Here is a 24,861-nt window from a genome sequence, read left to right as displayed (position 1 = left end):
ACTTGACTTCAACCCGTTGATTTAGTCTCTTAAAAAACAAGATTCACTGAAATAAAGAACAAGTTTTCTGAGAGCTGTATTTAAGTGATCGTTTTTATTCTCTACAACTGTCCTTAAGATTGCTTTTTCCTGCTTTCTCAGGAATCTTTTCAAGTGGTACAAAAATTGGCATAGAATAAAGATTTTGTTGAATATCGTCAAAATTATTTAAATAAATTATATAATGTGCATTTTAATCTGTTAATCTTGGCTTTTTTTTGGTAGAATGACCTCGTAGAGCATTTCACTTTCTCTGTTGTTTTCTTGTGTCAGGTTAAGGTTTTATTTGAGAAAGATCGGCTTTTTTATTTCATATCAATCTGGGGCTGAGAAATCATTTATGATTGAACAGTCCCAAAAAGTATAGGTAAAATTATGTTTGTTGTGATGACGGGTGAAGGAGTGCCAGCGATATGAAATTCTTACAAAGAAAAGAGGGATTTCAGCGGAATCATTTTTAGGAATGACCAGCAGGGTCTGGTGAAGAAAGCTAACAGAGTTAGGGTTTCTGATGTAATCGAAAGTTCAATAGAACCCATTGTTTGAAAGTGCAATTCATGAGAACTGTCAATTCAAAAACCGGATGCCTCCTATTTTATCAGGATGGATCGTGAAGGGAATTAGCAACTCTTGGGGTAGTCTTTGACTTTCAAGGTAGAGCCTCGTTTAAAAAATTCAACACTCATTTTTTTCTGTAACTGGCAAATTCTTCTTATTATAATAAATGATTATTTTTTTTTTAGTTTTTTTCATCAAAAGACGATAAAATTAAAAAAGAAGATGCTATATGCTTATTAAAGAGGATTAAAGTTCTTTTTAGGAGTGTGAAAATATGCTGCAGTCTAAAGAAAAAAATATTGAACAGCAAAAGGCTTTGATGATAAGCGTTCGTTTTTTCAGTAATAAAGTAAATTCGATTTTAGAGCGAAATCTGATTGTTGATCAAAAAGCAGATATCGCTGAAACGCTAGCATATTTGGAAGATTCTTTAGGGGAGATCAACATCCTTACCCACACGATCCAGCCTGTGTTTTGTATCGCGGAACATGCACGCTTAGATCAAGCCGGTTGTCACCATCGACTAGAGCATTTTTGGGGAGATGTTATTTGTTATGTGATCGAATGTGTAGACAAATCGGGCAACTATTATGACTTTAAGGTAGTAGGAAATGTTGATGCGGGGGATAAAGAATTGATTGACGCATTTAATGAATTGACGGATGACTTGGTCATTTTGAATATCTATGAATACAAAGATTGCTGGATAAAACGAGAACGCAGTACTCTAAAAGGAACTTGATCCTTCTTTCTAGAAGTTCGTCCTTTTCTATCGGGATTTATGTTTGAATATTCTGACATTTTTCCGTGCTTTTTTATGCCTTAGTAAAAGGGCTTTGCTTTAGATTGTCATCGGCAAGTGGATAGAAGGACAAAGCTAGCAGTCAATTTCTTGAGACATTAATAGCAAGCTTTCTCAGCCCCCTAGGAGAGCCATTGGCCAATCGAATAGGCGAGAAGCTACAAATCCACTATTCCTGTAGAAGCCAGCTTGCTTTTTTTTACAATGGACGAAAGAACTTTGATTCCATGAACAGAGTGAACCATCATTGTGACTGCTGATTTTCCCTTTCTTATGACTAACACTCCTAGCCAGTAGAAAGGATCTTAGTGAGCAAGCTTAGTTTTCCTATAAATGATGCGCTGCTGAATCAAGCTTTTTTTTTTGTGAATCAGTTAGTAGCAGAAAGTGTAGAAAGGCTTTTTTTTCTTCACATATTTGCGGAGTTTGAAGAACAAGCTTCGTATGTAGATTCATTTTTGGTACCAAAAGCAGATCGATCAAGTCAGAGCTACAATATCAAAATGGGTATCATAACAGTGAATACTACGCTCAGTCAGAATACTTTTCAGATTAAGATAAAAATCTTAAAATGAGTTAAAGTTGAAGAAATGATTAAAAATGACCGTTTTGTGAATGATTTGGCAGTTACTTAAAGTTTTTTTATTATAATTGGAAGCTGGGATATTTTTTTATTAAGGCGGTTAAAAAATTGGATTATATAGAAAAATTGTATAGGTTTTACTTAACCAAGAAACAAGTTGATAAACTAACAATTGTAAGAAATCTTGTTGTTGAAAAACAACTTTCTTTAGATGCGATTGGAGAATCCCTCAGTAAGTCACTTTATCAGGTGAAAATTCTCTTAACTGAGATCGATGATGATCTAGCCGGTATTTCAACGCTGGAGGACTCCTTTTTTTTTCTTGAAAAAAGAACACTTCATCTGTCTGATGATTTAAATCAAGAACAAAGTCTGTATATTTTTGTAAACCTCAAAAAAAAGTATTTTTTGGAATCTCCCTATTACAAACTCCTCATCTATTTATTAAGAAAACGAAAAACACGAATGGTAGATATTTCAGAAGAGCTGATTTTTAGTGTTTCCTATTGTTATAAACTGCTTAGTTATTTAAAAAAAATGTTCGCGGTCCAAAATGTACCGATAAAAATCAGTAATAGCAGTGATTCGATTCAATTAACAGGGGAAGAATCATGTATTCGCATGTATCATTATCTCGTCGAAGTCATGGCCTGTAATGTTTATACAGAACATCCCATCCGTTCTAGTGTGGAGTGGATCGCCAAAGATTATGAGACGTTGCGTACGACAAAGGTCAAGCATGCGATCGTTTTTTCTATTATTGAAAATGCCATTCTCCGAGGGAATATTGTTCCTGGAGTTGATGCGTCAACATTAGCGCTTTATCATTGTTTAAAGAAAGAAAATGATCAACAGCTGGCAAATCTTTTTCCTATTCGCAATCAATCTGATGTGGAAAAAGAACTAGTCTACTATTATTTTTGGCGGGTGCTTTTCATCCCAGAAACAGTGAGAGAGTCTGAAAAAAAGGTGATCGGGGAAAAATTCCTCATGCTTGAAAACAATGATTATGTGGATTTTGCTTCTCAGATTCTTGAACAACTTTCAAAGAAATATGCTCTAACAAAGCAGGCTTCATCAGTTTTTATCTATGAAGTAGTGATCAATACTTGGGGCTATATCCATCTGTATCTAGATAATTTTTTGTCAATCGGGGAGATTGATTATACAAATGATCGACTGGTTGAAGTGGAGGTTATCATAGATCGGGTCCTTAATAATCATCGGGGATGGATCGAAAGAGAGCCGCTTTTTATTCGTAAGCTTTCCCAAATCGTTACTTCCTACCTCCCTATCCAAAAAGAAGATCAAATCAATATTGGTATCTCTCTTTTGAATCATCCGGAATATATCCCTGTTATCAAAAATACGCTATTGAAAATCTATAATGAGAAAGTTATCAAGTTTAATGCCAATCTAGCTGACTCTGATATTTTGGTTTCAGATGGTGTGCTGATCCATAATGCGTCACAAAAATTTGCATTTTTTGGCAATGTTCATAATACAAGAGATTGGGATAATTTGAATGCCATGATCCAATCAGCGATCTTGGCGAAATATACATAAAGCAGAGCGCAGCTGGCGCTCTCTTTTTTTGAGTCGTTTCAAAATTTGTTTTGGGTTGCTGGCAGATGAGTGCTAAAAAACGAAATGGAAATTGGCCTCAGGTGCTTTTCTTGTTTGAGAAAGAACCGCTTACTTTGAGTTGCTTGAGACCGCATTAAAAAAAATTGCTAAATAATGTGCAAATTTTTGACAAAAAAAGATAAATAAAATAGTCGGAATTGCGGTATTTTAACTATAGCAATTTTATTTGTAATAAATAAACCTGAAGGTGATTTGAAGATGATGGAAATAATAGAAAATATACGCTTAAGTGAAAGAATGTATTCCATACGTTTTGCTAACAAAAGATACGATCATTTCTATCGAAATTGCGTGTTTCCGATAAACTTTGGCCTAGATCAAGTAGAAAAATATATCGTTGATTCATTGAATATCCTGAAAGACACGTTGAAAATCGTTGATTCCACTAACGTTTTGATAATGGATGGGTTTAAGCATGCCTCTGAAGAGGTAGCTTTCACATTTATTGATGCCCATTGGACAGATGCAGAACAATACATAGTCGAGTTGAAGGACACAAACAAGGTAGAATATATCACTTTGATTACAAATGTTGAAACAGAGTTGGCGGTAATAAAGCAATTTATGAAGACTGAATTTCCAAATACTGAATTTACGATCGATTACTATGATGAAGCTTGGGTGGTGAAACCATAAAAGTGAAAGTTCCTTTGGCTATATAGAAGAATAGCTCTGACTTAAAACAAATAAACTGTTGTGTCATTTTGCATCATTGAGGAAATCAATTCTCCCTAGACTGTAAATATTGGCATTTTGAGGAGAATTGAGGGTTTTCCATTTATGCTATGATTTAAGCGGAGAAGGATTCATAAGACCAAAATCAATAACTATTTTTTGACTGGATGAATGGCTGTTGAGGGAGTTATTGACGATAACTGACTGAAGAGAACATGCGTAAGGGAATATGATGAACAAAAGATCTCCCTCTCTTTACGATCAGTTTTTTACCTTTGTCGAGTAGAGGCCATCTTTCTAAGCGGAGGGATACCCCAAGAAAGGGAAGGATGTCATTTGTTTGGTAATAGTGAATCGTGTCTTGCCTTAAAACAGATAGGTATTTTTACTCAAGGAGAACTAGAATGATGAAACGGATTAAAGCAAGCTGTCTTTTAATGGTTTCGTGTTTTTCTTTATTGCATACGGAACGAATTTATGCTGCAGAAGCGAGTTTTTCGCTAACGGTGGAAGAACCAATCATTTTTGATTTTCAGGAGATTGATTTTAGCAATGAATTACTGAGTTATAAAGGTAGTCTAAAAGTTGAAAGTTCTGCCAGTGATGTGACAACGGCTTATCACTTGGAGATCTCTTCAAATGGCAGTGGTTTGAGCGCTGCTTTTGAAAATGCGGCAGAAATGGTGGCAACAGAAACGATGGATGACCACCATTTTTACGTTACATTAGATCCTAAAAAATTTCTGACGGCAGATCAAGGTAACTATAAAGTAATTTTTACCATCACGGAACTCTCTTCTGTAGCGACGAATCAAAATTTGTCGTCTTCACTTTTGCCGTCAAGTAACAAGCAAGAAGACCATGCATCCATCGTCGAGAGTGACGAGAGTGTAGAGGAATCAGCTACGACAAGCACCTCTTCAACAGAGACAACCTTTTCCACAGAGAGTCTCTTGCAGAGTAGTGAACGTTCTTCTCTGATGGAAGAAATGGAAACGACTGATACTTCCTTCATGCCGGAATAAACAAATAGTGGCTTGGTTTTTCCTTGTTTGCTAGAGAGAATGGGTCAAAGTAATAAGCGTTACGACTGTTATCTGAAAAAATTTCACTTTTCATGTCTATTTATTTTCGTTAACTGCCACCAGTTTTTATGGAGGCAAATGAAAATTTCGCGAGATAAGATTAAAAAAACCTTTATTCTTTTGGTGAAAAAAATTGCAAAAAGAAGAGAAGTTTGCCAAAAAAAATAGTGTATAGTTTTTTTGTAAGCTCGATTCTTACAAAAAAATATATAAGGAGGAATGAAATCAATGAAAAAGGTTATCTTAGCAACAGCATTATTATTTGCTCTCTCTATTGGTGTGTCCGTACCTGTAGCAGCAGAGGAAGTTGCTGTAACTGTTAACGAAGGAACAGCAACATTTACGTTAGAAACACCTGCTGAAACAAAAACGGTTGACTTTGCAGAGATTAGTTTTACGGATGCAAAAGCAGATCCGCTATCAGGTACTTTCTCACTATCGGGAACATTAGCGAATAAATCCTTTGGTGCAAAAAAAGTGGTGATCACAGCACAAGTGCCGGGAGAAACAAGTGCACCTGGTCTAACCGTGGCTACAAGTGAAGTATTCAGTGTGGAAGCAGAGCAGGGATACGAAGCAACTCAAACAGGTACTTTTGACTATACGATCGATCCAGCAACATTTGACAGTACCAAAAAAGCAGATTATCTAATCACTTTGACTGCATCAGAAGCTACGGACGTTACACCTTAATTTCATGTCTAGTTCTGACTGCGAGAAGAAATACGGTTTTTTTAAGGTGGTCTTTTTTTGCCTGTTCTTAGGAATGTTCTTTTACACTGAAAGTGTAGCAGCGGAAGAACAGATCAGCTCTTCATTTAATGTTTCGATCCAAGCTGATGATGAGACAAGTCAGGTAAAGGATATTCAATTTGCACCTCAATTGAATCAGGAATATCGCTATACGGCAACTGTTACCAATCTTGAAAACTATGCCATTGAAGTCTCGGTTTTTCCAAGTATCGCTGTTTCCACGAGGAATTCGATGACTTATGTAGCGGAAACAGAAAATTTACTGAACCAAGATTATGATTTAAAAAATTATGTAAAAATCCAACCGCAAGATGGGAATTTCGTTGATGGTTTTTTGCAATTAGATGCAAAGCAAAGTCGAGATGTTCAAATCATCATTAATGTAAATAAAAGGATTCATGGGGAAGTATTAGGTGGGATCAATTTTTCTCAGGTAATCGGCATACAAGAAAATAAAGATTCTGTAGATATTCAGCAAGTCTATCAGAAAGTAATCGTCGTTCGCCTAAAACTGAATGAACTGGCTAAAGGAACAAAACAGACTATCGGGGATTTTGAATTTACGATTACTGGAGACACAACGACTCTTTCTTATTATCTATATAATAATGATCCGCTTGTGACCTATGCTGAGGGTGGCACCTATCGTGTGATCAATCCCAATCAGGAGATTATCGCTGAAGGGAAGATAGAGTCGGAACAGATTGTTCTTTCACCCTATATAAAAACGCTCTTTAATGTCCCATTGTTGGATGGGGCCGAATTGATGTCTGGGGAGTATCAATTTATACGATCAGATGGCAACGACGAAACGACAACATATTTTCATTACACAAAGGAAGAGGTCGACCAGTTTATTGAGGAGGCTGCTGATTCTAGCAATACAATTACTGTTCAATCAAAAGCCAATCTTTGGTTGGTCATCGCCTTATCACTCGTTTCCGTTTTGCTTATTTTAACGCTTGTAAAATTGCTAAAAAAATAAGAGAAGTTTAGGGGAGATCGTTACCCCTAGACTTTTCTTGTTGCGTAAAATCTTTCTTAATCCTTTAACAGACCGTTGGGCGGCCGCTGATTTTGCTCTCCCACAGGACTGTCTCGAAAAAAGCTGTTTTTATTTTGTACTTGCTTATTTTCTATAGTTTTTTTCACTTTGATCAGGGAAAAGGTTCGGTGGTAAATCGTTAAAGGACTTTACAAATCGGTTGGCTTCATTGGTCCTTTGAGTAATTGATGATCCTTGCAGTAGTTTTTTATGAACGGCAGGATCATTTCTTTTTGCTTTTTATTATTAAAAAGCAGCAGATTTTAGCATAAAAGAGATATTCTTTTTTATTAATAACTAATGTTATATGTTTTCTTGTTAACTATGAGTTAACTAACATCACAGAAGTAACTATCGTTAAGAAGGAGATTACCATGGATTTATGGAAGTTGTTTCTAACGGAGCGGCAAGAACAAAAATTGAATTTATTAGAGGATATTATTTCAAGGACGGAAGCATCAATCGATGAATTAGCTTGTAAGCATTCACTTACGAACCGCAATGTGAAATCATTAATCATGCAGATAAACGAAGATTACATAGAAAACACAAGCACGACAGACGCACTGATCAGATTCGAAAATCGATTATTTCGGATATCCACGTTGAAAGCATCAGGAACTTATCCTTCGCTGTATTCAAATTTGAAAATAACGTATATTAAGCAAAGTGCCGTTTTCCAAGTCTTGATTTACTTTCTTAGGCATCGAAAAGTGGGGATGATCAAACTATCCACTCATTTTAATTATAGTCAGTCTTATTGTTATAAATTAGTCAATAGGGCAAACGATATCATACGATCTATGGGGATAGAGTGTCAGATCAGTAAGAGAATGAATTATTTGATTGTGGAAGGAAGGGAGAGTCAAATCAGAATGCTTTCATATATCTTGAATAGCCATTCTACGACATTTGCAGAAGACAACAATTACCTTTATAGAAACGAAAAGAGTCCTACTAAGATTCAACGGGACAAACTTTCTAGAATAACTAGAATTTTTTTAGATGCGCACAAGATGGGCCACTATACCGATGTGATCTCAGATCAAGAGATGTCTATTGGTTTGTGCTTGTACGAAGAGCTTCATTTAAGCTTTTCCCAAGCGTTTTATCCTTTAAATAAAAAAATAAATGATGCTGCTTTTCAATCAGAAAAATTTCTTTACTATCTCTTTGCTGTATATTTCTTTCCAGAATACTTAACTCCTGAGATTTGTGAGCGTTTAGGGGCAGGGTTAATGAGACTAACAAAAAATCCTATCGTGGATAGAGCGGTTGAAGCATTAGAAAAAATGGAAGAAAGTTATAGCATTCCTGATAATCTTCATCGCACGTTTGTCTTCCAGCTGGTCTATCGCTCTTTAATCACAGATAAACTAAGCTTAAGCTCTTTCTTTTATCTTGAAGACAAAAAATTACTGATGAATGATAAATTTTTAACCATAAAAGAGATGTTAAAATCTGTTTACAAAGAAAGTATATCAGAGCGAGATTTAGATATATTTAGTACCCAGTTAACTGAGCTGCTCTATTCTTATGTTGGACATGTCATGGCAAAACCCTTGCATGTAATGATCCATATTACGTACCATGCCAACTATGCCGTGTTAGTGAAAAATTATATAACAGGTGTATACAAACCAGAGACAGTTACCATGGTAGGAAATTTTGCAGATGCAGATCTTGTTATTTCTGATCGGTTCGTTGAGTCGAAAGAAAATCAGTATTTTTTCTTTCTTGAAGATATCCATAATATTGAGACATGGAAAAGATTAGGGGAGTTTATCAATAGCAAGATTATTGAAGGACGAATTCGATCAGATACGATAGAAAAAATCAGCTAGTATTAGCGGAAAGAGTACAGTTTTGATTAAAAGGCTAAGTAAATTCTTGGTTACATTCAAACAAAAAAGATATCTATAAAAGAAGGCTGCGACAGTCATCTTTTATAGATATTTTTTTAAGACGTAATTAGGCTAAACTAATGGGATGAGGATAAGGATTTTTTGATGGAGATTTCAACCACTTCAGGCATTTGGATCACAGAGATGGTTGAAGGATCATACGAGCCATCAGGTAATTTTTTTAGAAAGTAATTTTTGATTTCTTCTACTTCTGTCGGGCGAATATTTCGTTTTTTATTGATCAGCAGAATTTCATTGTGGTTCGGCGCTGAGGTAAAGATCACGGTCGTATCTCCGGCTGTGTAAACCTTTACAAGTTCTGCGTCGGTATTTTCAAGTTGATTCAATACTAGTCGAGAATGGCTGTTCGTAACATTGATTAATTTCACCAGACTCACCTCACATTCTATGTATTTATTAATAACATTATAGGGCGTTTTTTTTCAAAAGAAAAGCCAGACAACTCGGAATTACCCAATTTTTTGGCAAAACATGGTTGTCTGGCAAAGGAAACGGTTCAAGACACGTTTTTAAAGCTTGTTAATCGTTAGTTTCCGAAGATTCTTCTTCAGTCGTGTCGGCTTCTGAAGAAGGTGCAGGGGATTCAGCGGAAGTTACAATGATCTTATCTGAATCTTCCAATTGGGCTTTTAACTGACGCACTTGCGGATGCTCCAAATAGAATTCTGCAATCCCATCTTCGATTTGATCTTGGATCGTTCTACGCAGCGGGCGAGCACCCATCGTTGCACTGTAACCAAGATCCACCAATTTTTCTTGCACGTCTTGCGGAACATCGATATGCAGTTTTTGATGACTAAGGGTTTGATTGACATCATGCAGCATAAGGGACACGATCGATAACAAGTTTTCCTTGCTTAGTGCCTTGAATTCGATGATCCCGTCAAAGCGGTTGAGAAATTCTGGCGTAAAGTAATTGTTCAATTGATTTAACACGGAACGAGTGATGCCTTCACGTGCGGCACCAAAGCCAACGTTGGCTTCAACTTTGCCGGTTCCGGCATTACTTGTCATGATGATCAGGGTATCTTTAAAGCTGACCGTACGTCCTTGGGCATCCGTCAAACGACCATCATCGAGAATTTGCAAGAACATATGCAATACATCAGGATGGGCTTTTTCCACTTCATCCAATAGAATCAAGCTGTAAGGATTCCGACGAACTTTTTCAGTCAATTGACCTGCTTCTTCATAGCCAACATAGCCAGGAGGAGAGCCGATCAATTTTGATACACTGTGTTTTTCCATGTATTCTGACATGTCGAAACGAATCATTGCTTCTTCGGAGCCAAACATTTCATAAGCTAATTGTTTGGCTAATTCCGTTTTCCCGACACCGGTTGGACCGACGAAAAGGAAAGAGCCGATTGGACGATTTTGTTTGCCTAAACCGACCCGATTTCTGCGGATCGCTTTGGCTACTTTGTCGATCGCTTCATCTTGTCCGATAACTTTTGCTTTCAAGTCATCCGCGAGATTTTTTAATTGGGTTTGTTCTTTTTCTTTCAATTCGCCAACTGGAATATTCGTCCGTTCTTCAACGATTTGTTCCATGTCTTTTTCAGTAATGACTGGCGTTTCTTCTTCGCTGATTTGACGTTCTTTCATTTTTTGCAGTTTGTTGATTTGATCGCGATAGTAAGCAGCTTTTTCAAAATCTTCTTCTCGAGAGGCTGCTTGCTTTTGTTCTTCTGCTTCTTGCAATTTCTTTTCGATCGTTTTTGGATCAACGATTTGGATCGTCAAGTTTTTCTTCGAACCTGTTTCATCTAGCAGATCGATCGCTTTATCAGGCAAGAATCGGTCTTGGATGTAACGGTTAGAAAGGGTAGCGGCAGCTGCGATCGCTTCATCCGTGTATTTCACATGATGATAATCTTCATAGCGTGGTTGCAGGCCTTTTAAAATACGAATGGTTTCTTCAACAGAAGGTTCATCCACACGCACTGGTTGCAAACGGCGTTCTAAAGCAGCATCTTTTTCGATAATGCGGTATTCATTTAACGTCGTTGCTCCGACCATTTGTAGTTCTCCACGGGCAAGCGCTGGTTTTAAGATGTTTCCAGCATCCATATTTCCGTCGCCAGCTGCACCAGCGCCAACGATTTCATGGACTTCATCAATAAACAAAATCACGTTTTCTGCTTGCTTGATTTCTTCAATCAATTTTTGGATGCGTTCTTCAAATTGGCCACGAATACCTGTACCTTGCACAAGAGAGGCAACGTCTAGGCGAATGACTTCTTTGTCCATCAGTTTTTGTGGCACATCGCCATCAACGATTTTTTGGGCTAACCCTTCAACGACGGCAGTTTTCCCAACTCCGGGTTCACCAATAAGAACAGGGTTATTTTTGGTTCGGCGATTAAGGATCTCGATCACTCGTTTGATCTCTGAATCACGACCAACGACTGGATCGACTTCGCCATCACGAGCCATTTGGGTAATATTGATGCCGTATTCTCCTAACAGACCTGCAGGTGCTTGGTTATTGCGTGGAGGCTGACCGCCGACAAAACCGTTACCGCCGGTTTGTGTCGGTGGAGTTTGTTCATAAGGGGTATTTCCTTGCTGCATTTGACGAGACATTTGACGGAATAGATCATCAAGATTGCCAAATCCAAAAGGATCTTGCGCCATTGTAGCTGCAGCATTCCCAGATTGAGCTTTTAATTTTTGGTAACAACTTTGACAATAATCGAGTTGTTTTCTTTGACCATTGACATTGGCATATAAATGAATTGAAGCTTCATTTTTGCCGCAATTTTGACAAAGCATAGATTCACGACCTTTCATATTTGTTCCAACAACCCTATTTTACGGCGCTTTTGATCGCTTGTAAAAGAAAAGGGGCTGTGGGCAAAGAAACGGTCACCTTCGAGGTAATGTATTATTGACCTTTACTGACCATAATTCTATTATACTAACTTTTTGTCAGACTGCAAGAATTTTACTCTGAAAAGTTCTCGCTGCTCTTTCATCTACAAAAGCGTCTTTTAAATAGAAATCAATTCAATTATAATAGAAAGAAAGAGGTGAGAATGGACGATGGAGAACAGAGATTTTGCTGTAGAAGTAGTGCGTTTACGCAATGGAGAGATCAAAGAATTGATTGTTCAACAGCCGGAATTTCTGGCATTTAGAGATGTCTGGCTCCAGCTGGAAGATCGGTCTTCTTTTGTCGGAGAAGCGGGGTTAAACGGGAAGATCATCTACCGTTATGTACAAGAAAATAAATAGGACATTTATTTCAATCGTTTATTTAAGAGAAAACGGTTGTCTATCGATGAAAAAAATGGTAATCTTAACAGTTGAAAGGGCGATTTTTTTCGGGTGTCATTGCATGCATGGAAATTTTGCCTTCACACAAAAAAACGTATCATAAAGGAGATTGATCAATATGGAAAAGAAAGATTTTCACGTAGTTGCTGAGACAGGGATTCACGCACGTCCAGCTACATTATTGGTTCAAACAGCAAGCAAATTTAACTCTGATATCAACTTAGAGTACAAAGGTAAATCAGTAAACCTTAAATCAATCATGGGCGTAATGTCATTAGGTGTTGGCCAAGGTTCTGATGTTACTATCACTGCTGAAGGTGCTGACGAAGCAGATGCAATCGCTGCAATCGTAGAAACAATGAAAAAAGAAGGTTTGTCTGAATAATGGTTGAGATGCTAAAAGGAATTGCTGCTAGTGATGGTGTAGCCGTTGCGAAAGCCTACCTGTTAGTACAACCTGATTTATCTTTTTCAAAAGTATCAGTTGAAGATACTGCAGCAGAGGAAGCACGCTTAGATGATGCGCTAGCGAAGTCAACAGCGGAATTACAACAAATCCGTGACAAAGCAGCACAAACTTTAGGTGAAGCAGAAGCACAAGTATTTGATGCTCATTTAATGGTTCTTTCAGATCCTGAGATGATCGGTCAAATCAAACAAAACGTGACAGATAACAAAGTCAATGCAGAAGCTGCGTTGAAAGAAGTTACTGACATGTATATTGGTATGTTTGAAGCAATGGATGACAATGCTTACATGCAAGAACGGGCAGCTGACATCAAAGATGTTGCGAAACGTATCTTGGCGCATTTGTTGAATGTGACTTTGCCTAATCCTTCAATGATCAACGAAGAAGTAGTCGTTGTTGCGCATGACTTGACACCAAGTGATACTGCACAATTAGACCGCAACTTTGTAAAAGCTTTTGTAACAGATATCGGTGGACGTACTTCTCATTCCGCAATCATGGCACGTTCTCTTGAAATCCCAGCAATCGTTGGAACGATGGAGATCACTGCAAAAGTGAAAGCGGGCGACATCTTAGCTGTTAACGGCATTATCGGTGACGTTATCGTCAACCCGACAGATGACCAAGCAGCTGAATTTGTTGAAGCTGGGAAAGCCTACGCAGAACAAAAAGCAGAATGGGAAAAATTGAAAGATGCTGAAACAGTTACGGCTGATGGCAAGCACTTTGAATTGGCTGCAAACATTGGAACGCCAAAAGATTTAGAAGGTGTCCACAACAATGGTGCAGAAGCAGTCGGTTTATACCGGACTGAATTCTTGTACATGGATTCTCCTGATTTCCCAACAGAAGAAGACCAATACAAAGCATACAAAGCAGTTTTAGAAGGAATGGCTGGCAAACCAGTGGTTGTCCGTACAATGGATATCGGTGGCGATAAAGAACTTCCTTACCTAAAATTGCCTCACGAAATGAATCCTTTCTTAGGCTATCGTGCATTGCGTATCAGCTTATCTGAACTTGGGGACGACATGTTCCGTACCCAACTTCGTGCGTTGTTACGTGCTTCTGCTCACGGCAACTTGCGTATCATGTTCCCAATGGTGGCAACATTGAAAGAGTTCCGTACAGCGAAGAAAATGTATGAAGAAGAGCGTCAAAAATTGATTGACGAAGGCGTTGAGATTTCTAACGAGATTCAAGTCGGAATCATGATCGAAATTCCAGCAGCAGCTGTCTTAGCAGACAAGTTCGCCAAGGAAGTTGACTTCTTCAGTATTGGTACCAATGACTTGATCCAATACACAATGGCTGCAGACCGCATGAATGAGCGCGTGTCTTACTTGTACCAACCATACAACCCATCAATTTTACGTTTAATCAAAAACGTGATCGACTCAGCGCATGCTGAAGGAAAATGGGCTGGTATGTGTGGAGAAATGGCCGGCGATCAAACTGCTGTGCCACTTCTTGTAGGTATGGGCTTAGATGAGTTCTCAATGAGTGCAACATCTGTTCTGAAAACACGTAGCTTAATGAAACGCTTGTCAACGACTGACATGCAAGAATTAGCAAAACGTGCTTTAGAAGATTGCGATACAATGGAAGAAGTTGTAGAGTTAATCGAACAGTATGTAAACTAATCATTTCTAGGCAACAAGCAATTTTTGCTTGTTGCCTTTTTTGTTTTAAGAAGACATTTTGTTTGATTAGACTTGCAACAACTTACTACTTTTTTCAGAAAACGAACAGTTTTGTCATATCTTGGAATTAAGCTATGATTCCCTGAGTTTTTCCCGTATCATGGTTAAATGGGGAACAAAATCTAGGACCATGGTAGGAGTATCTCTGCGATCGCCTATGGTATACTAATATCAGATATAAGCATTTCCAAGGAGGAATCATCTTTGAAAGTACTTCTTTATTTTGAAGGAGAAAAATTATTAGCTAAATCAGGTATCGGTCGCGCATTGGCTCATCAGCAACGAGCGCTGACATCTGTCGGGATTCCTTTTACTCTTGATAAAAATGATGAGGATTATGACATTCTTCACATCAACACGTATGGAATCAATAGTATGCATATGGTCAACAAAGCCAAAAGACAAGGGAAAAAAGTGATTTACCATGCCCATTCTACAGAAGAGGATTTTCGGAATTCATTTATCGGCTCGAACCAGCTTTCGCCATTATATAAAAAATATTTGATCAATCTTTATTCTAGAGCCGATCAGTTGATCACCCCGACTCCTTATTCGAAAGAACTTTTGGAAGGGTATGGTATCCAAGTACCGATCGAGGCAATCTCAAACGGCATCGATCTTGACAAATATCAGCCGGATCAAGAGAAAGAAAAAGCCTTTCGCGAGTATTTCAATCTCTTACCAGATCAAAAAGTGATTATATCGGTCGGTTTGTTTTTTGAACGAAAAGGCATTCTTGATTTTGTAGAGATAGCCAGACAATTGCCTGAGTATACGTTTATCTGGTTTGGTCATACACCAATGATGACGATTCCTAAGCAGATCCGCGACCTTGTCAATGAAGACCATCCAGAAAACGTGCTATTTCCCGGCTATATCAAAGGAGACATCATCGAAGGGGCATATTCAGCGGCTGATCTGTTCTTCTTTCCATCCTATGAAGAAACAGAAGGAATCGTGGTCCTTGAGGCGTTAGCCAGCCACCAAAATGTGCTTGTTCGGGATATTCCTGTTTATAAAGGTTGGCTAAGCAATGGGCACAATGCTTACATGGAAAAAAACAATCAAGGATTTATTGAGAAAATCAAAGGAATCGTGGAAGGCACATTGCCACAGTTGAGTGAAGCCGGCTATGAAACGGCCAAGCAAAAAAGTATTGATGAAATCGGATATGAACTAAAAGAAGTTTATACAAAAGTGATGAATACGGAATGAAGAAACTAATGGAAAGTTTGGAGGGACCGTTTTGAAAATCGGATTTTTTACAGACACCTACTTCCCCCAGGTAAGTGGTGTGGCGACATCGATCAAGACATTGAAAGAAGAGCTTGAGAAAAAAGGCCATAAAGTCTATATCTTTACTACGACCGATCCAAATGCTGATCTGGATGAAGAAGATATCATTCGCATGCCAAGTGTCCCGTTTGTGTCCTTCAAAGACCGGCGAATCGTAGTGCGCGGCATGTTGTATGCCTATTTGATCGCCAAAGAATTAGAGTTGGAATTGATCCATACCCATACCGAGTTTGGCTCTGGGATGTTGGGGAAAATGGTGGGGCGCAAATTGCAGATTCCTGTGATCCATACCTACCATACGATGTATGAAGACTACTTGCACTACATCGCCAACGGAAAGGTCTTGCGGCCATCTCACGTGAAATATCTTTCACGGCTCTTTGCCAACCACTCGACAGGTGTTGTTTGTCCTAGTGAACGAGTCATCGATACACTGAGAGGGTATGGCGTGGTTTCACCGATGCGGATCATCCCCACAGGGATCGAAGTTGAGAAGTTTCGTCGACCGGACATTACAACTGACATGAAAAAAGAATTGCGGGAGAAATTGGGCATCACTGAGAATCAGCCCATGCTGCTTTCCCTCAGTCGTATTTCTTATGAAAAGAATATCCAAGCAATCATCGACGGCATGCCAGAAATTTTAACGAAGATTCCTGATGCGCAATTAGTGATCGTTGGGAAAGGTCCGCATAAAGAAAAATTAGAAGAAAAAGTGGTGGATATGGCTTTATCTGACCATGTTCAATTTGTCGGTGAAGTGGCGAATGATAAGGTAGCGATCTATTACCATGCGGCAGATTACTTCGTCAGTGCCTCCACCTCAGAAACACAAGGTTTGACTTACACGGAAGCAATGGCTGCTGGAACACCGTTAGTCGTTGAAGGCAATGACTACTTAAATACTTTGATTGACGATCCGTCTTTAGGTGTCACCTATGAGAGTGATCGGGATTTCGCAAAAGCATTTATTGATTATTATGAACGAAAGATTCCTGCTGATCCCGAAGTTCTTGCTAGGAAGATGTATGAGATTTCGGCACTACGTTTTGGTGAGTCGATGCTATCTTTCTACCATGACATGGTTGCTTATTATGAAACAGAACGCATCGAAAAAGAAACCGAGCAGACGTTAGAAAAATTCAAAGTTAAATTGAAAGCATTTCGCCGAACGGTCGATTAAACAGAAAATTTTCGCAAGTTCATGTTTTTAGCGTATACTAAAGACATGAACTTTTTTATTTTGGAGGGATCTGCATGAAATTAGGATTTATCGGTACTGGTGTCATGGGTCAAGCGATGGTTGGTCATCTCTTAGCTGCAGGACATACAGTGAATGTTTACAATCGGACGAAAGCAAAAACAGATGAACTCGTTGCGAATGGAGCAATTTGGTGTGACACCCCAACAGAAGTTGCATCAGAAAGTGAAATCATCTTTACAATGGTTGGTTATCCATCTGACGTTGAAGAGGTTTACTATGGGCCTCAAGGGATTTTTCAAACGACTGTGACAGGCAAAACATTGGTGGATTTTACCACCAGCACCCCTGATTTGGCAGAACGAATCTACCAGACAGCGAAGGAAAAAGGAGCAGCGAGTATTGATGCGCCAGTTTCTGGTGGTGATCTTGGTGCGAGAAACGCCACGCTAACGATTATGGTTGGTGGCGATGAAGAAGCTTACCAACAAGTAAAACCACTTTTTGAAGTATTAGGAAAGACGTTTCAACTTCAAGGAGGGGCAGGGAAGGGTCAGCATACGAAAATGGCCAATCAGATCATGATTGCCGGAACCATGACGGGGATGACAGAAATGCTGGTCTATGCGAACCAAGCGGGTCTTGATTTGCCACGAGTGATTGACACGCTTTCTGGCGGTGGTGCAGCCAATTGGTCCATGACGAATTACAGTCCTCGTATCCTAAAAGAGGATTATTCACCAGGCTTTTTTGTCAAACATTTCATCAAAGATTTGGGAATCGCTTTGGATGAGGCCAAGAAGATGGGATTGGATTTGCCGAGCACCACTTTAGCTAAAAAATTGTATGATCAGTTGGCTGAAAAAGGCTTTGAAAATGACGGAACGCAGGCGCTGATTAAACTTTGGTGGCAAGATGGAAAAAAATCTTAAAATGACAAAAAAAATACGAAAAATCAATGCAAGATAGAGGATGTTTTGATACAATATAACGGACAGAAAAAGGAGGCTTACGAATGAAAAGTTCGCAATTAGTCGCTATCATCAAACGTTTAGAAGCGATGGTCGAAGCGCAAGACAATGAAGTTCAAGTACGTCGTTTTGAAAAAGAAGGCGTCGAAAAATGTACCGTTACTTATGACAATTCGACAGAAACGTTTGAATTAACGGAAGCAGAATCAAGTCAATCTTATCAATTTGATAATGTTGATATTGTAGCCATGGAAATCTATGATTTGATCCAATAAGAATGAGTGGGACGTTCGTCGTCGCTTTCTCATTTCTATACAGCAAGCCTACTGGGGCTTGCTGTTTTTTATTTATCTGCTGCTTTTTCTTGGCGATACAGGTGATTGAGGATGATCCCTAATGGATCGAGATCTTTCGGGGCTAAAGGAAGCGCAGCGCTTGCTGGCGGAAGTGGCTGGAATGTTTCTTCGGGAGAAAGAATGTTTGTTTGGATCAACTTGCCAAAGCTGACTTGATAGTATTTGATTTGAGTCGTCTGTGATCCTGGCTCCTCTAAGTCAAGGGGGATAGAAAAAATCACTTCTGGTTCTTGAATAAACTGATTGACCCTCACGATTTCTTGGTAAAAGCTTTGCGCTAAATGGATCTCGCGCTGCAGTACACTAGCTTGCTCAAACAATAAGTGATCAATCAGGTATGCTAAGCGTTTTTTAAGGAGTGAAAAACAGTCGGTCTTCTTTCCTGCAAAAAAACAGCCGATCTCTCGCCACTTCTCTTCCAAGGGATACGCCTCCATTTGAGGGAGTTGCTTACGTAAGGTTAATAGCGTCAGTTCGTTGACAGTCGGCAATTGAAAGGTTTCTGACAATAATTGAAACAACATCGGCAATTTTTTTGTTTGCCGAAAGGGGCCATAACTGCCAATTTGTGGTGTTTGAGTGATCGTGAAGGTATGATTCGTCAAGTCAACAAAGCAGTAGTTGGCTGAATGGTTCATTTGTCTGTTGTAGATAGGATGAAAAGCTTGGATCAAACGACATTCAAGTAAAAGTGCATCCAATTCTGTATCTGTTTCGATCGTTTCAAAATCAACAACATTATAAACAAGGCGAAGCACCTTATTGGCATGCTGCTGGTTTTTTCGGAAGTAGGAAACGACACGCTGTTTCAATGATTTGGCTTTTCCTACATACAAGACTTCGTTGTGCTGATCTTTCATTAGATAAACACCAGGCTTTTCAGGCAGTGCATTTGCTTTGTTTTTTAGAAACTCTTTGTTCGGATTCATCGATCGTTCCTCTCCTTCCTCCAAAGAGTAGCAGATGAAGCGTAAGAGAGCAACGTTTGCTGGCCATCGACAAGAAAAAATTATAAATAGAGTGGAGGCAACGCAATGATAAACTTTGACATTCAAAGGAAATTTCTATATAACGGAAACGGATTATTTTGTCAACTCGCAGCTTTTAGAATCTTAGAAAATCAATTCTTAAATAAAAATGTGCTTAAAAATCAAAAAAGTTCGAAAAAATTCTTGCATTTCTCAATAACTTCCGATATAGTTTGACTATCAAATGATTTGATTATCAAAGTATTCGGATGGTGAAGGTTATGGAACCCAATTTAGAAACAGTTAATGACTACTTAGTCAGCGTCTTTAATGACATCTTAGTGATTGAAGAATCTGAATTGAAAAAATCTCAATTCAAAGACCTTTCAATTACCGAAATGCATACCATCGAAGCCATCGGGATGTACAAAAAAAAGACCACGACTGAAGTTGCCAAAGAGCTTTCGATCACTGTTGGGACTTTGACCATCGCGATCAATCGTTTGGTGAAAAAAGAATATGTAGAACGGATTCGCAGTGAAGATGATCGGCGAGTCGTCAAACTAGGTTTGACGAAAAAAGGAAAACTCCTTTATCGTGTTCATCAGCATTTTCATCGTGAGATGGTGAAAGGTGTCTTGAGTCAGATGTCTCCTGAAGAGGAACAGGCACTGTTGAAAGCACTGAAAAATCTGCATGACTTTTTACAAGATTATAAGTGAGAATAATGGATGAATATGTTTGGGAAAATTACCGCGACTGCAAGTTATGTTCCAGAAAAAATCGTAACAAATGATGATCTATCAAATTTGATGGATACTTCAGATGAATGGATTCATTCTCGTACGGGAATCAAACGTAGAAGAGTCGCTGTTGGCGAAAACACTTCTGACCTTTGTATTCGCGTCGCTCAAACGCTCTTGCAAGATACTCAGCTTTCAGCAGAAAGTCTAGATTTTATCTTGGTAGCGACGATCACACCGGATTTCAATACACCGGCGGTTGCTTGCCAAGTCCAAGGAGCGATTGGGGCAGTCAATGCCTTTGCATTTGATATCAGTGCAGCATGTGCTGGTTTCGTTTATGCATTGTCTATGGCTGAAAAACTGATTCGAACAGGCGCTAAAAAAGGATTGGTCATCGGTGGAGAAGTACTTTCAAAAGTCTTGGATTGGAACGACCGTTCGACGGCTGTTTTATTCGGAGATGGTGCCGGTGGACTATTGCTGGAAGCATCTTCAGAGCAGCATTTACTCAAAGAGTCTTTAAAAGCAGATGGGACGCGAGGCATGTCCTTGACATCTGGTTTTCGCACGAATGAGAATCCTTTTTCACAAAACGCTCCGGCGTATAGTGCTTGTATGCAAATGATTGGACGAGAAATCTTTGATTTTGCGACGCGTGATGTGGTCGCCTCGATCAATGATCTGACACAAGATGAAGCAATCGATTATTTTTTGCTTCACCAAGCAAATTCTCGTATTTTAGACAAAGTTGCTCGCAAGCTGAAGCAGCCCCGTGAGAAATTTTTGCAAAATATGCAAGATTATGGCAATACTTCGGCAGCCTCGATTCCGTTATTGCTAGATGAAGAAATCAAACGAGGTACACTGTCCCTTGGCAGTGGTCAAAAAGTGGTGTTCTCAGGTTTTGGCGGCGGATTGACATGGGGAACTATGTTAGCCACCTTATAACTTGTTCACGAAACAAAATTACTATTGAAAAACACATTGGAGGAATATACACATGGTATTCGAAAAAATTCAAGAAATCGTAGCAGAAGAATTAGGAAAAGAAAAAGAAGAAATCAAATTGAACACGAACATCCAAGAAGATTTAGAAGCAGATAGCTTGGATCTTTTCCAAATCATTAACGAGATCGAAGATGAATTCGATGTGAAGATCGAAACAGAAGATGGTATCACAACCGTTGAAGATCTAGTTAAATATGTAGAAAAACAACAAGCATAAAACAAAGGCTAGGCAGACAGCCTAGCCTTTCCTTTTTAAGAACGTGTTTTTGCTGATTCATAGACGAACTGCAAGAAGCCATGTTCTCCAACGATAACCATCAAAGTAATGAAGGAGTGCAAAATGAAGACAGCCTTTTTATTTAGCGGTCAAGGTGCACAGTACCCAAAAATGGGGGAAGAGCTCTATCACCAAGAAGCGATCGTTCGTGAGACGTTTGAACAGGCCAGCACGATTCTAGGATATGATATGGCCGAGTTATGCTTTACTGAAAACGAACGTTTAAACCAGACGGAATATACACAGCCTGCCATTTTAACAGTAAGCACGGCTTTTTGGCGACTTTTGGATGCGCAAGAAATCAAAGCAGATGCTGTTGCTGGCTTGAGTTTAGGTGAATATACAGCCTTAGTCGCTAGTGGTGCGCTTGATTTCCAGACCGCAGTCGCATTGGTGCAAAAGCGCGGTCGATATATGGCAAGTGCGGCGCCAGCAGGTGTTGGGAAAATGGTCGCTGTGATGAACACACCCGCTGAAACAATTGAAGAAATCTGTAAAGAAGCAAGTCAAGTCGGGATCGTGACACCAGCGAATTATAATACGCCGCAGCAGATCGTCATTGGCGGTGAAGCGCCGGCAGTGGATAAAGCGGTGGAATTGTTACAAGCTGCTGGAACCAAACGGGTGATTCCTTTAAATGTCAGTGGTCCTTTCCATACTGCTTTGTTGGAACCCGCATCGCAGCAATTAGCACAGGAATTAGCTCAAATCACCTTTGACGAGTTGCAAGTACCTGTCATCAGCAATACGACCGCGCAGCCAATGCAGCAAGACCAAATCAAGGAACTGTTGACGCTGCAAGTGAAATCGCCAGTGCGTTTTTACGAAAGCATTGCGACACTTAAGCAGCTTGGCATCCAACAAGTCATCGAGATCGGACCAGGAAAAGTATTGAGCGGTTTTATGAAGAAAATAGACAAAGAAATCCAGACTGCGCGTGTAGAAGATAGCCAAACGTTGGCAGATACACTAGCCCGATTCAACTAGGAGGAATTTATGGATCTGCAAAATAAAAACGTCTTTGTAACTGGTAGCTCGCGAGGGATCGGTTTTACCATCGCGGAAACCTTTGCCAAAGAAGGAGCGAATATCGTTTTAAATGGACGAAAAGAAATTCCCCAGTCACTGATCGATCGCATCACCAGCTACGGCGTGAAATGTGTAGCGATCAATGGGGACATTTCTGATTTTGATCAAGCGGCAGCCATGCTCTCGGAAGCAGAAGCGGCAATCGGACCGATCCACATTTTAGTCAATAATGCCGGGATCACGAGTGACAAATTATTGTTGAGAATGAAACCGGAAGATTTTGATTCAGTGATCAAAATCAATTTGACTGGTACCTTTAATATGACGCAACACGCGTTGAAAAAAATGATGAAGCTGCGAGAAGGCCGCATCATCAATTTGACGAGTGTGGTCGGCTTGACGGGAAATATCGGGCAAGCCAACTATGCGGCAAGTAAAGCTGGCGTGATCGGTTTTACGAAATCTGCCGCTCGTGAAGGTGCCGCTCGGGGAATCACCTGCAATGCGATCGCCCCAGGATTTATCGAAACAGAGATGACTGAAGTGCTGTCGGATAAAGTCAAAGAACAATCATTGGCAAATATTCCATTACAGCGTTTTGGTTCCACACAGGATGTTGCGCAAACAGCAGTCTTTTTAGCAAAAAGCCCCTACATCACTGGTCAGGTGATCAGTGTAGACGGCGGGATGGCAATGCAAGGGTAGGAGGAAGAATAGATGAATCGAGTAGTAGTTACAGGATACGGCGTCACTTCTCCAATCGGAAATGACCCAGAAACATTTTTAGCAAGTTTACAAAACGGGACCAACGGCATTGGCCCGATTACAAAATTTGACGCAGAAGCAACAGGGATCTCAGTTGCTGCTGAAGTCAAAGATTTTCCATTAGAAAAGTACTTCGTTAAAAAAGATACGAAGCGGATGGATCTTTTTTCCATTTATGGAATTTATGCGGCCTTAGAAGCGATGGACATGGCGAAGTTAGATACAGAAACCATTGATGTGGATCGTTTTGGCGTGATGGTTGGTTCAGGGATCGGCGGCTTGCCAACGATTCAAGACCAAGTGATTCGGATGCATGACAAAGGAGCAAATCGGGTATCACCAATGTTCGTACCGATGTCGATCGTAAATATGGTTGCCGGCAACATTGCGTTACGGGTAGGTGCGAAAGGCATTTGTACGACGACTGTTTCCGCCTGTGCTTCTGGTACCCATTCAATCGGTGAAGCTTTTCGGAACATCAAGCATGGCTATGCAGATGTCATGATCGCTGGTGGTTCAGAAGCGACGATCTGTGAAATCGGTATTGCTGGTTTTGCTTCGCTGACGGCGTTAACCACTGAATCAGACCCTGACAAAGCTTCCGTTCCGTTTGATAAAAACCGTAGTGGGTTTGTCATGGGTGAAGGCGCTGGCGTCTTCATTTTAGAATCATTGGCGCATGCGCAAAAACGTGGGGCAACGATTTTAGGTGAAGTCGTGGGGTACGGTGCGAACTGTGATGCCTACCATATGACTGCACCAAACCCTGATGGATCAGGTGCTGGAAAAGCAATGAAATTGGCGATGCAAGAAGCGGCGATCACCCCAGCTGAAGTTGGCTACATCAATGCCCACGGTACAAGCACACCTGCCAATGACAGTGCAGAAGCGACATCGATCCAATACGGATTAGGGGAAGACTATAAAAAACCATATGTCAGCAGTACAAAGTCAATGACTGGTCATTTGCTTGGGGCGGCTGGTGGAATCGAAGCCATTGCTTCACTATTAGCATTACAACATCAATTTATTCCACCAACCATCAACGTGACAGAACAAGATCCTGAGATCGACTTGAACGTTGTTATCAATCAAAGCCAACCAGCAGATTTGACCTATGCCATGAGTAATTCACTTGGGTTTGGCGGTCATAATGCAGTGATCTTGCTGAAACGTTGGGAGGAAGCGTAATTGGAAACACATGAGGTAAAAGAGCTGCTCAGCCAATTCGATCAATCGACGTTAACTGAGCTTCAATTAAAAAAAGAGACCTTTGAACTTTATTTTAATAAAAATACGACAAGTGGGCTACAAAATGCATCCTCTGCACCTGCGCCTGCTCCTGCAGCGAATGCTGCGCCAACTCCTGTTGCACCAACGCCTGCTGTCTCAGCAACACCTGACACAGTAGAAACGGCAAAACCTGCCTTAGAGGGCAAAGAAGTTGTCTCTCCATTAGTGGGTGTCGTTTATTTGAAACCAAGTCCTGATAAAGACAACTTCAAACAAATCGGCGATCACGTGAAAAAAGGCGATATTCTTTGTATCGTGGAAGCGATGAAAGTCATGAATGAAATCGTCAGCGACGTCGATGGCGAATTAGTTGAAGTCTTGGTTGAAAGCGAACAAATCGTTGAATACAATCAACCATTATTCCGTGTGAAAGAAGGGTAAAGCA

Annotated in this window: 24 protein-coding genes; 21 read left to right on the top strand and 3 right to left on the bottom strand. The window is 39.8% G+C overall.

What is annotated here, in order from left to right; genetic code table 11:
- Nucleotides 1–871 precede the first annotated feature (871 nt).
- From IGI84_RS09055 to IGI84_RS09025, 7 genes are all read left to right on the top strand, one after another.
- The gene (locus tag IGI84_RS09055; protein ID WP_220426595.1) at nt 872–1,339 is read left to right on the top strand and encodes a hypothetical protein; all 468 of its coding nucleotides are present in this window, start codon (nt 872–874) and stop codon (nt 1,337–1,339) included.
- An 892-nt stretch (nt 1,340–2,231) separates the two neighbouring features.
- Nucleotides 2,232–3,548: a helix-turn-helix domain-containing protein gene (locus tag IGI84_RS09050; RefSeq protein WP_269924085.1), complete on the top strand. Its 1,317-nt coding sequence runs from the start codon at nt 2,232–2,234 to the stop codon at nt 3,546–3,548.
- 279 nt (nt 3,549–3,827) lie between these two features.
- Nucleotides 3,828–4,265: a hypothetical protein gene (locus IGI84_RS09045; RefSeq protein WP_220426593.1), complete on the top strand. Its 438-nt coding sequence runs from the start codon at nt 3,828–3,830 to the stop codon at nt 4,263–4,265.
- A gap of 443 nt (nt 4,266–4,708) precedes the next feature.
- Nucleotides 4,709–5,329 carry a hypothetical protein gene (locus tag IGI84_RS09040; RefSeq protein ID WP_220426592.1) on the top strand — a complete coding sequence of 207 codons (621 nt, stop codon included), beginning with the start codon at nt 4,709–4,711 and terminating at the stop codon, nt 5,327–5,329.
- Nucleotides 5,330–5,617: 288 nt separating this feature from the next.
- Nucleotides 5,618–6,082 carry a hypothetical protein gene (locus tag IGI84_RS09035; protein WP_228078649.1) on the top strand — a complete coding sequence of 155 codons (465 nt, stop codon included), beginning with the start codon at nt 5,618–5,620 and terminating at the stop codon, nt 6,080–6,082.
- A 46-nt stretch (nt 6,083–6,128) separates the two neighbouring features.
- The gene (locus IGI84_RS09030; protein ID WP_142424978.1) at nt 6,129–7,127 is read left to right on the top strand and encodes a DUF916 domain-containing protein; all 999 of its coding nucleotides are present in this window, start codon (nt 6,129–6,131) and stop codon (nt 7,125–7,127) included.
- 434 nt (nt 7,128–7,561) lie between these two features.
- On the top strand, nt 7,562–9,031 hold the full coding sequence (locus IGI84_RS09025) for a helix-turn-helix domain-containing protein (RefSeq protein ID WP_220426591.1): 1,470 nt from the start codon (nt 7,562–7,564) through the stop codon (nt 9,029–9,031).
- 137 nt (nt 9,032–9,168) lie between these two features.
- On the opposite strand, the gene IGI84_RS09020 is transcribed toward IGI84_RS09025, so the two are convergent.
- Together IGI84_RS09020 and IGI84_RS09015 are read right to left on the bottom strand one after the other, a co-directional pair.
- The gene (locus tag IGI84_RS09020; protein ID WP_077454383.1) at nt 9,169–9,480 is read right to left on the bottom strand and encodes a DUF1827 family protein; all 312 of its coding nucleotides are present in this window, start codon (nt 9,478–9,480) and stop codon (nt 9,169–9,171) included.
- A gap of 151 nt (nt 9,481–9,631) precedes the next feature.
- Nucleotides 9,632–11,890, bottom strand: a complete 2,259-nt coding sequence (locus IGI84_RS09015; protein ID WP_220426615.1) for an ATP-dependent Clp protease ATP-binding subunit — start codon at nt 11,888–11,890, stop codon at nt 9,632–9,634.
- A gap of 270 nt (nt 11,891–12,160) precedes the next feature.
- On the opposite strand from IGI84_RS09015, the gene IGI84_RS09010 reads away from it, so the two are divergent.
- The 7 genes from IGI84_RS09010 (at nt 12,161) to IGI84_RS08980 (ending at nt 18,309) form a co-directional block, all read left to right on the top strand.
- Nucleotides 12,161–12,352 carry a hypothetical protein gene (locus tag IGI84_RS09010; protein WP_077454381.1) on the top strand — a complete coding sequence of 64 codons (192 nt, stop codon included), beginning with the start codon at nt 12,161–12,163 and terminating at the stop codon, nt 12,350–12,352.
- Between the two features lie 160 nt (nt 12,353–12,512).
- The gene (locus IGI84_RS09005; RefSeq protein WP_003126335.1) at nt 12,513–12,779 is read left to right on the top strand and encodes a phosphocarrier protein HPr; all 267 of its coding nucleotides are present in this window, start codon (nt 12,513–12,515) and stop codon (nt 12,777–12,779) included.
- A complete protein-coding gene (ptsP, locus tag IGI84_RS09000) occupies nt 12,779–14,506 on the top strand; it encodes a phosphoenolpyruvate--protein phosphotransferase (RefSeq protein WP_140964866.1) in 1,728 nt (575 codons plus the stop codon). The genes IGI84_RS09005 and ptsP overlap by 1 nt, the downstream gene beginning before the upstream one ends.
- Before the next feature lie 264 nt (nt 14,507–14,770).
- Nucleotides 14,771–15,781, top strand: a complete 1,011-nt coding sequence (locus tag IGI84_RS08995; protein ID WP_077454380.1) for a glycosyltransferase — start codon at nt 14,771–14,773, stop codon at nt 15,779–15,781.
- Between the two features lie 31 nt (nt 15,782–15,812).
- Nucleotides 15,813–17,045 carry a glycosyltransferase family 4 protein gene (locus IGI84_RS08990; protein WP_077454379.1) on the top strand — a complete coding sequence of 411 codons (1,233 nt, stop codon included), beginning with the start codon at nt 15,813–15,815 and terminating at the stop codon, nt 17,043–17,045.
- A 74-nt stretch (nt 17,046–17,119) separates the two neighbouring features.
- Complete coding sequence (locus IGI84_RS08985; protein ID WP_144771738.1) at nt 17,120–17,995, top strand: NAD(P)-dependent oxidoreductase; 876 nt, start codon at nt 17,120–17,122, stop codon at nt 17,993–17,995.
- 83 nt (nt 17,996–18,078) lie between these two features.
- Nucleotides 18,079–18,309: a YkuJ family protein gene (locus tag IGI84_RS08980; RefSeq protein ID WP_005225886.1), complete on the top strand. Its 231-nt coding sequence runs from the start codon at nt 18,079–18,081 to the stop codon at nt 18,307–18,309.
- A gap of 68 nt (nt 18,310–18,377) precedes the next feature.
- On the opposite strand, the gene IGI84_RS08975 is transcribed toward IGI84_RS08980, so the two are convergent.
- Nucleotides 18,378–19,319, bottom strand: coding sequence for a GIY-YIG nuclease family protein (locus IGI84_RS08975; protein ID WP_220426590.1), 942 nt, complete (start codon nt 19,317–19,319; stop codon nt 18,378–18,380).
- Nucleotides 19,320–19,639: 320 nt separating this feature from the next.
- Between IGI84_RS08975 and fabT the strand changes: the two genes are divergently transcribed.
- The 7 genes from fabT (at nt 19,640) to accB (ending at nt 24,857) form a co-directional block, all read left to right on the top strand.
- Nucleotides 19,640–20,080 carry a fatty acid biosynthesis transcriptional regulator FabT gene (fabT, locus tag IGI84_RS08970; RefSeq protein WP_008378199.1) on the top strand — a complete coding sequence of 147 codons (441 nt, stop codon included), beginning with the start codon at nt 19,640–19,642 and terminating at the stop codon, nt 20,078–20,080.
- Nucleotides 20,081–20,089: 9 nt separating this feature from the next.
- Nucleotides 20,090–21,052 (top strand): beta-ketoacyl-ACP synthase III, encoded by a 963-nt coding sequence (locus IGI84_RS08965; RefSeq protein WP_220426589.1) that lies wholly within the window; start codon nt 20,090–20,092, stop codon nt 21,050–21,052.
- Between the two features lie 52 nt (nt 21,053–21,104).
- Nucleotides 21,105–21,329, top strand: a complete 225-nt coding sequence (locus tag IGI84_RS08960; protein WP_005225890.1) for an acyl carrier protein — start codon at nt 21,105–21,107, stop codon at nt 21,327–21,329.
- Between the two features lie 123 nt (nt 21,330–21,452).
- Nucleotides 21,453–22,376, top strand: a complete 924-nt coding sequence (fabD, locus tag IGI84_RS08955) for an ACP S-malonyltransferase (protein ID WP_220426588.1) — start codon at nt 21,453–21,455, stop codon at nt 22,374–22,376.
- Nucleotides 22,377–22,385: 9 nt separating this feature from the next.
- Entirely contained in the window at nt 22,386–23,123 is a 738-nt protein-coding gene (gene fabG / locus IGI84_RS08950) for a 3-oxoacyl-[acyl-carrier-protein] reductase (protein WP_220426587.1), read from the top strand.
- A gap of 12 nt (nt 23,124–23,135) precedes the next feature.
- On the top strand, nt 23,136–24,374 hold the full coding sequence (gene fabF, locus IGI84_RS08945; RefSeq protein ID WP_142424987.1) for a beta-ketoacyl-ACP synthase II: 1,239 nt from the start codon (nt 23,136–23,138) through the stop codon (nt 24,372–24,374).
- On the top strand, nt 24,375–24,857 hold the full coding sequence (accB, locus tag IGI84_RS08940) for an acetyl-CoA carboxylase biotin carboxyl carrier protein (RefSeq protein WP_077454374.1): 483 nt from the start codon (nt 24,375–24,377) through the stop codon (nt 24,855–24,857).
- Nucleotides 24,858–24,861: the final 4 nt, after the last annotated feature.

This window comes from Enterococcus sp. DIV0008 (genome assembly GCF_050542615.1).
GTDB classification, from domain to species: Bacteria; Bacillota; Bacilli; order Lactobacillales; family Enterococcaceae; genus Enterococcus_D; species Enterococcus_D innesii.
Note: the sequence above shows the minus strand (reverse complement) of the source record. Positions and strands in the feature narration are given on the sequence as shown.

Excerpts from the sequence above, each read along its gene's own strand:
- IGI84_RS09055 (WP_220426595.1), top strand. The coding sequence starts at position 872 with ATGCTGCAGTCTAAAGAAAAAAATATTGAACAGCAAAAGGCTTTGATG.
- IGI84_RS09045 (WP_220426593.1), top strand. The coding sequence starts at position 3,828 with ATGATGGAAATAATAGAAAATATACGCTTAAGTGAAAGAATGTATTCC.
- IGI84_RS09040 (WP_220426592.1), top strand. The coding sequence starts at position 4,709 with ATGATGAAACGGATTAAAGCAAGCTGTCTTTTAATGGTTTCGTGTTTT.
- IGI84_RS09035 (WP_228078649.1), top strand. The coding sequence starts at position 5,618 with ATGAAAAAGGTTATCTTAGCAACAGCATTATTATTTGCTCTCTCTATT.
- IGI84_RS09025 (WP_220426591.1), top strand. The coding sequence starts at position 7,562 with ATGGATTTATGGAAGTTGTTTCTAACGGAGCGGCAAGAACAAAAATTG.
- IGI84_RS09015 (WP_220426615.1), bottom strand. The coding sequence starts at position 11,890 with ATGCTTTGTCAAAATTGCGGCAAAAATGAAGCTTCAATTCATTTATAT.
- IGI84_RS09010 (WP_077454381.1), top strand. The coding sequence starts at position 12,161 with ATGGAGAACAGAGATTTTGCTGTAGAAGTAGTGCGTTTACGCAATGGA.
- IGI84_RS09005 (WP_003126335.1), top strand. The coding sequence starts at position 12,513 with ATGGAAAAGAAAGATTTTCACGTAGTTGCTGAGACAGGGATTCACGCA.
- ptsP (WP_140964866.1), top strand. The coding sequence starts at position 12,779 with ATGGTTGAGATGCTAAAAGGAATTGCTGCTAGTGATGGTGTAGCCGTT.
- IGI84_RS08985 (WP_144771738.1), top strand. The coding sequence starts at position 17,120 with ATGAAATTAGGATTTATCGGTACTGGTGTCATGGGTCAAGCGATGGTT.
- IGI84_RS08980 (WP_005225886.1), top strand. The coding sequence starts at position 18,079 with ATGAAAAGTTCGCAATTAGTCGCTATCATCAAACGTTTAGAAGCGATG.
- IGI84_RS08975 (WP_220426590.1), bottom strand. The coding sequence starts at position 19,319 with ATGAATCCGAACAAAGAGTTTCTAAAAAACAAAGCAAATGCACTGCCT.
- fabT (WP_008378199.1), top strand. The coding sequence starts at position 19,640 with ATGGAACCCAATTTAGAAACAGTTAATGACTACTTAGTCAGCGTCTTT.
- IGI84_RS08965 (WP_220426589.1), top strand. The coding sequence starts at position 20,090 with ATGAATATGTTTGGGAAAATTACCGCGACTGCAAGTTATGTTCCAGAA.
- IGI84_RS08960 (WP_005225890.1), top strand. The coding sequence starts at position 21,105 with ATGGTATTCGAAAAAATTCAAGAAATCGTAGCAGAAGAATTAGGAAAA.
- fabD (WP_220426588.1), top strand. The coding sequence starts at position 21,453 with ATGAAGACAGCCTTTTTATTTAGCGGTCAAGGTGCACAGTACCCAAAA.
- fabG (WP_220426587.1), top strand. The coding sequence starts at position 22,386 with ATGGATCTGCAAAATAAAAACGTCTTTGTAACTGGTAGCTCGCGAGGG.
- fabF (WP_142424987.1), top strand. The coding sequence starts at position 23,136 with ATGAATCGAGTAGTAGTTACAGGATACGGCGTCACTTCTCCAATCGGA.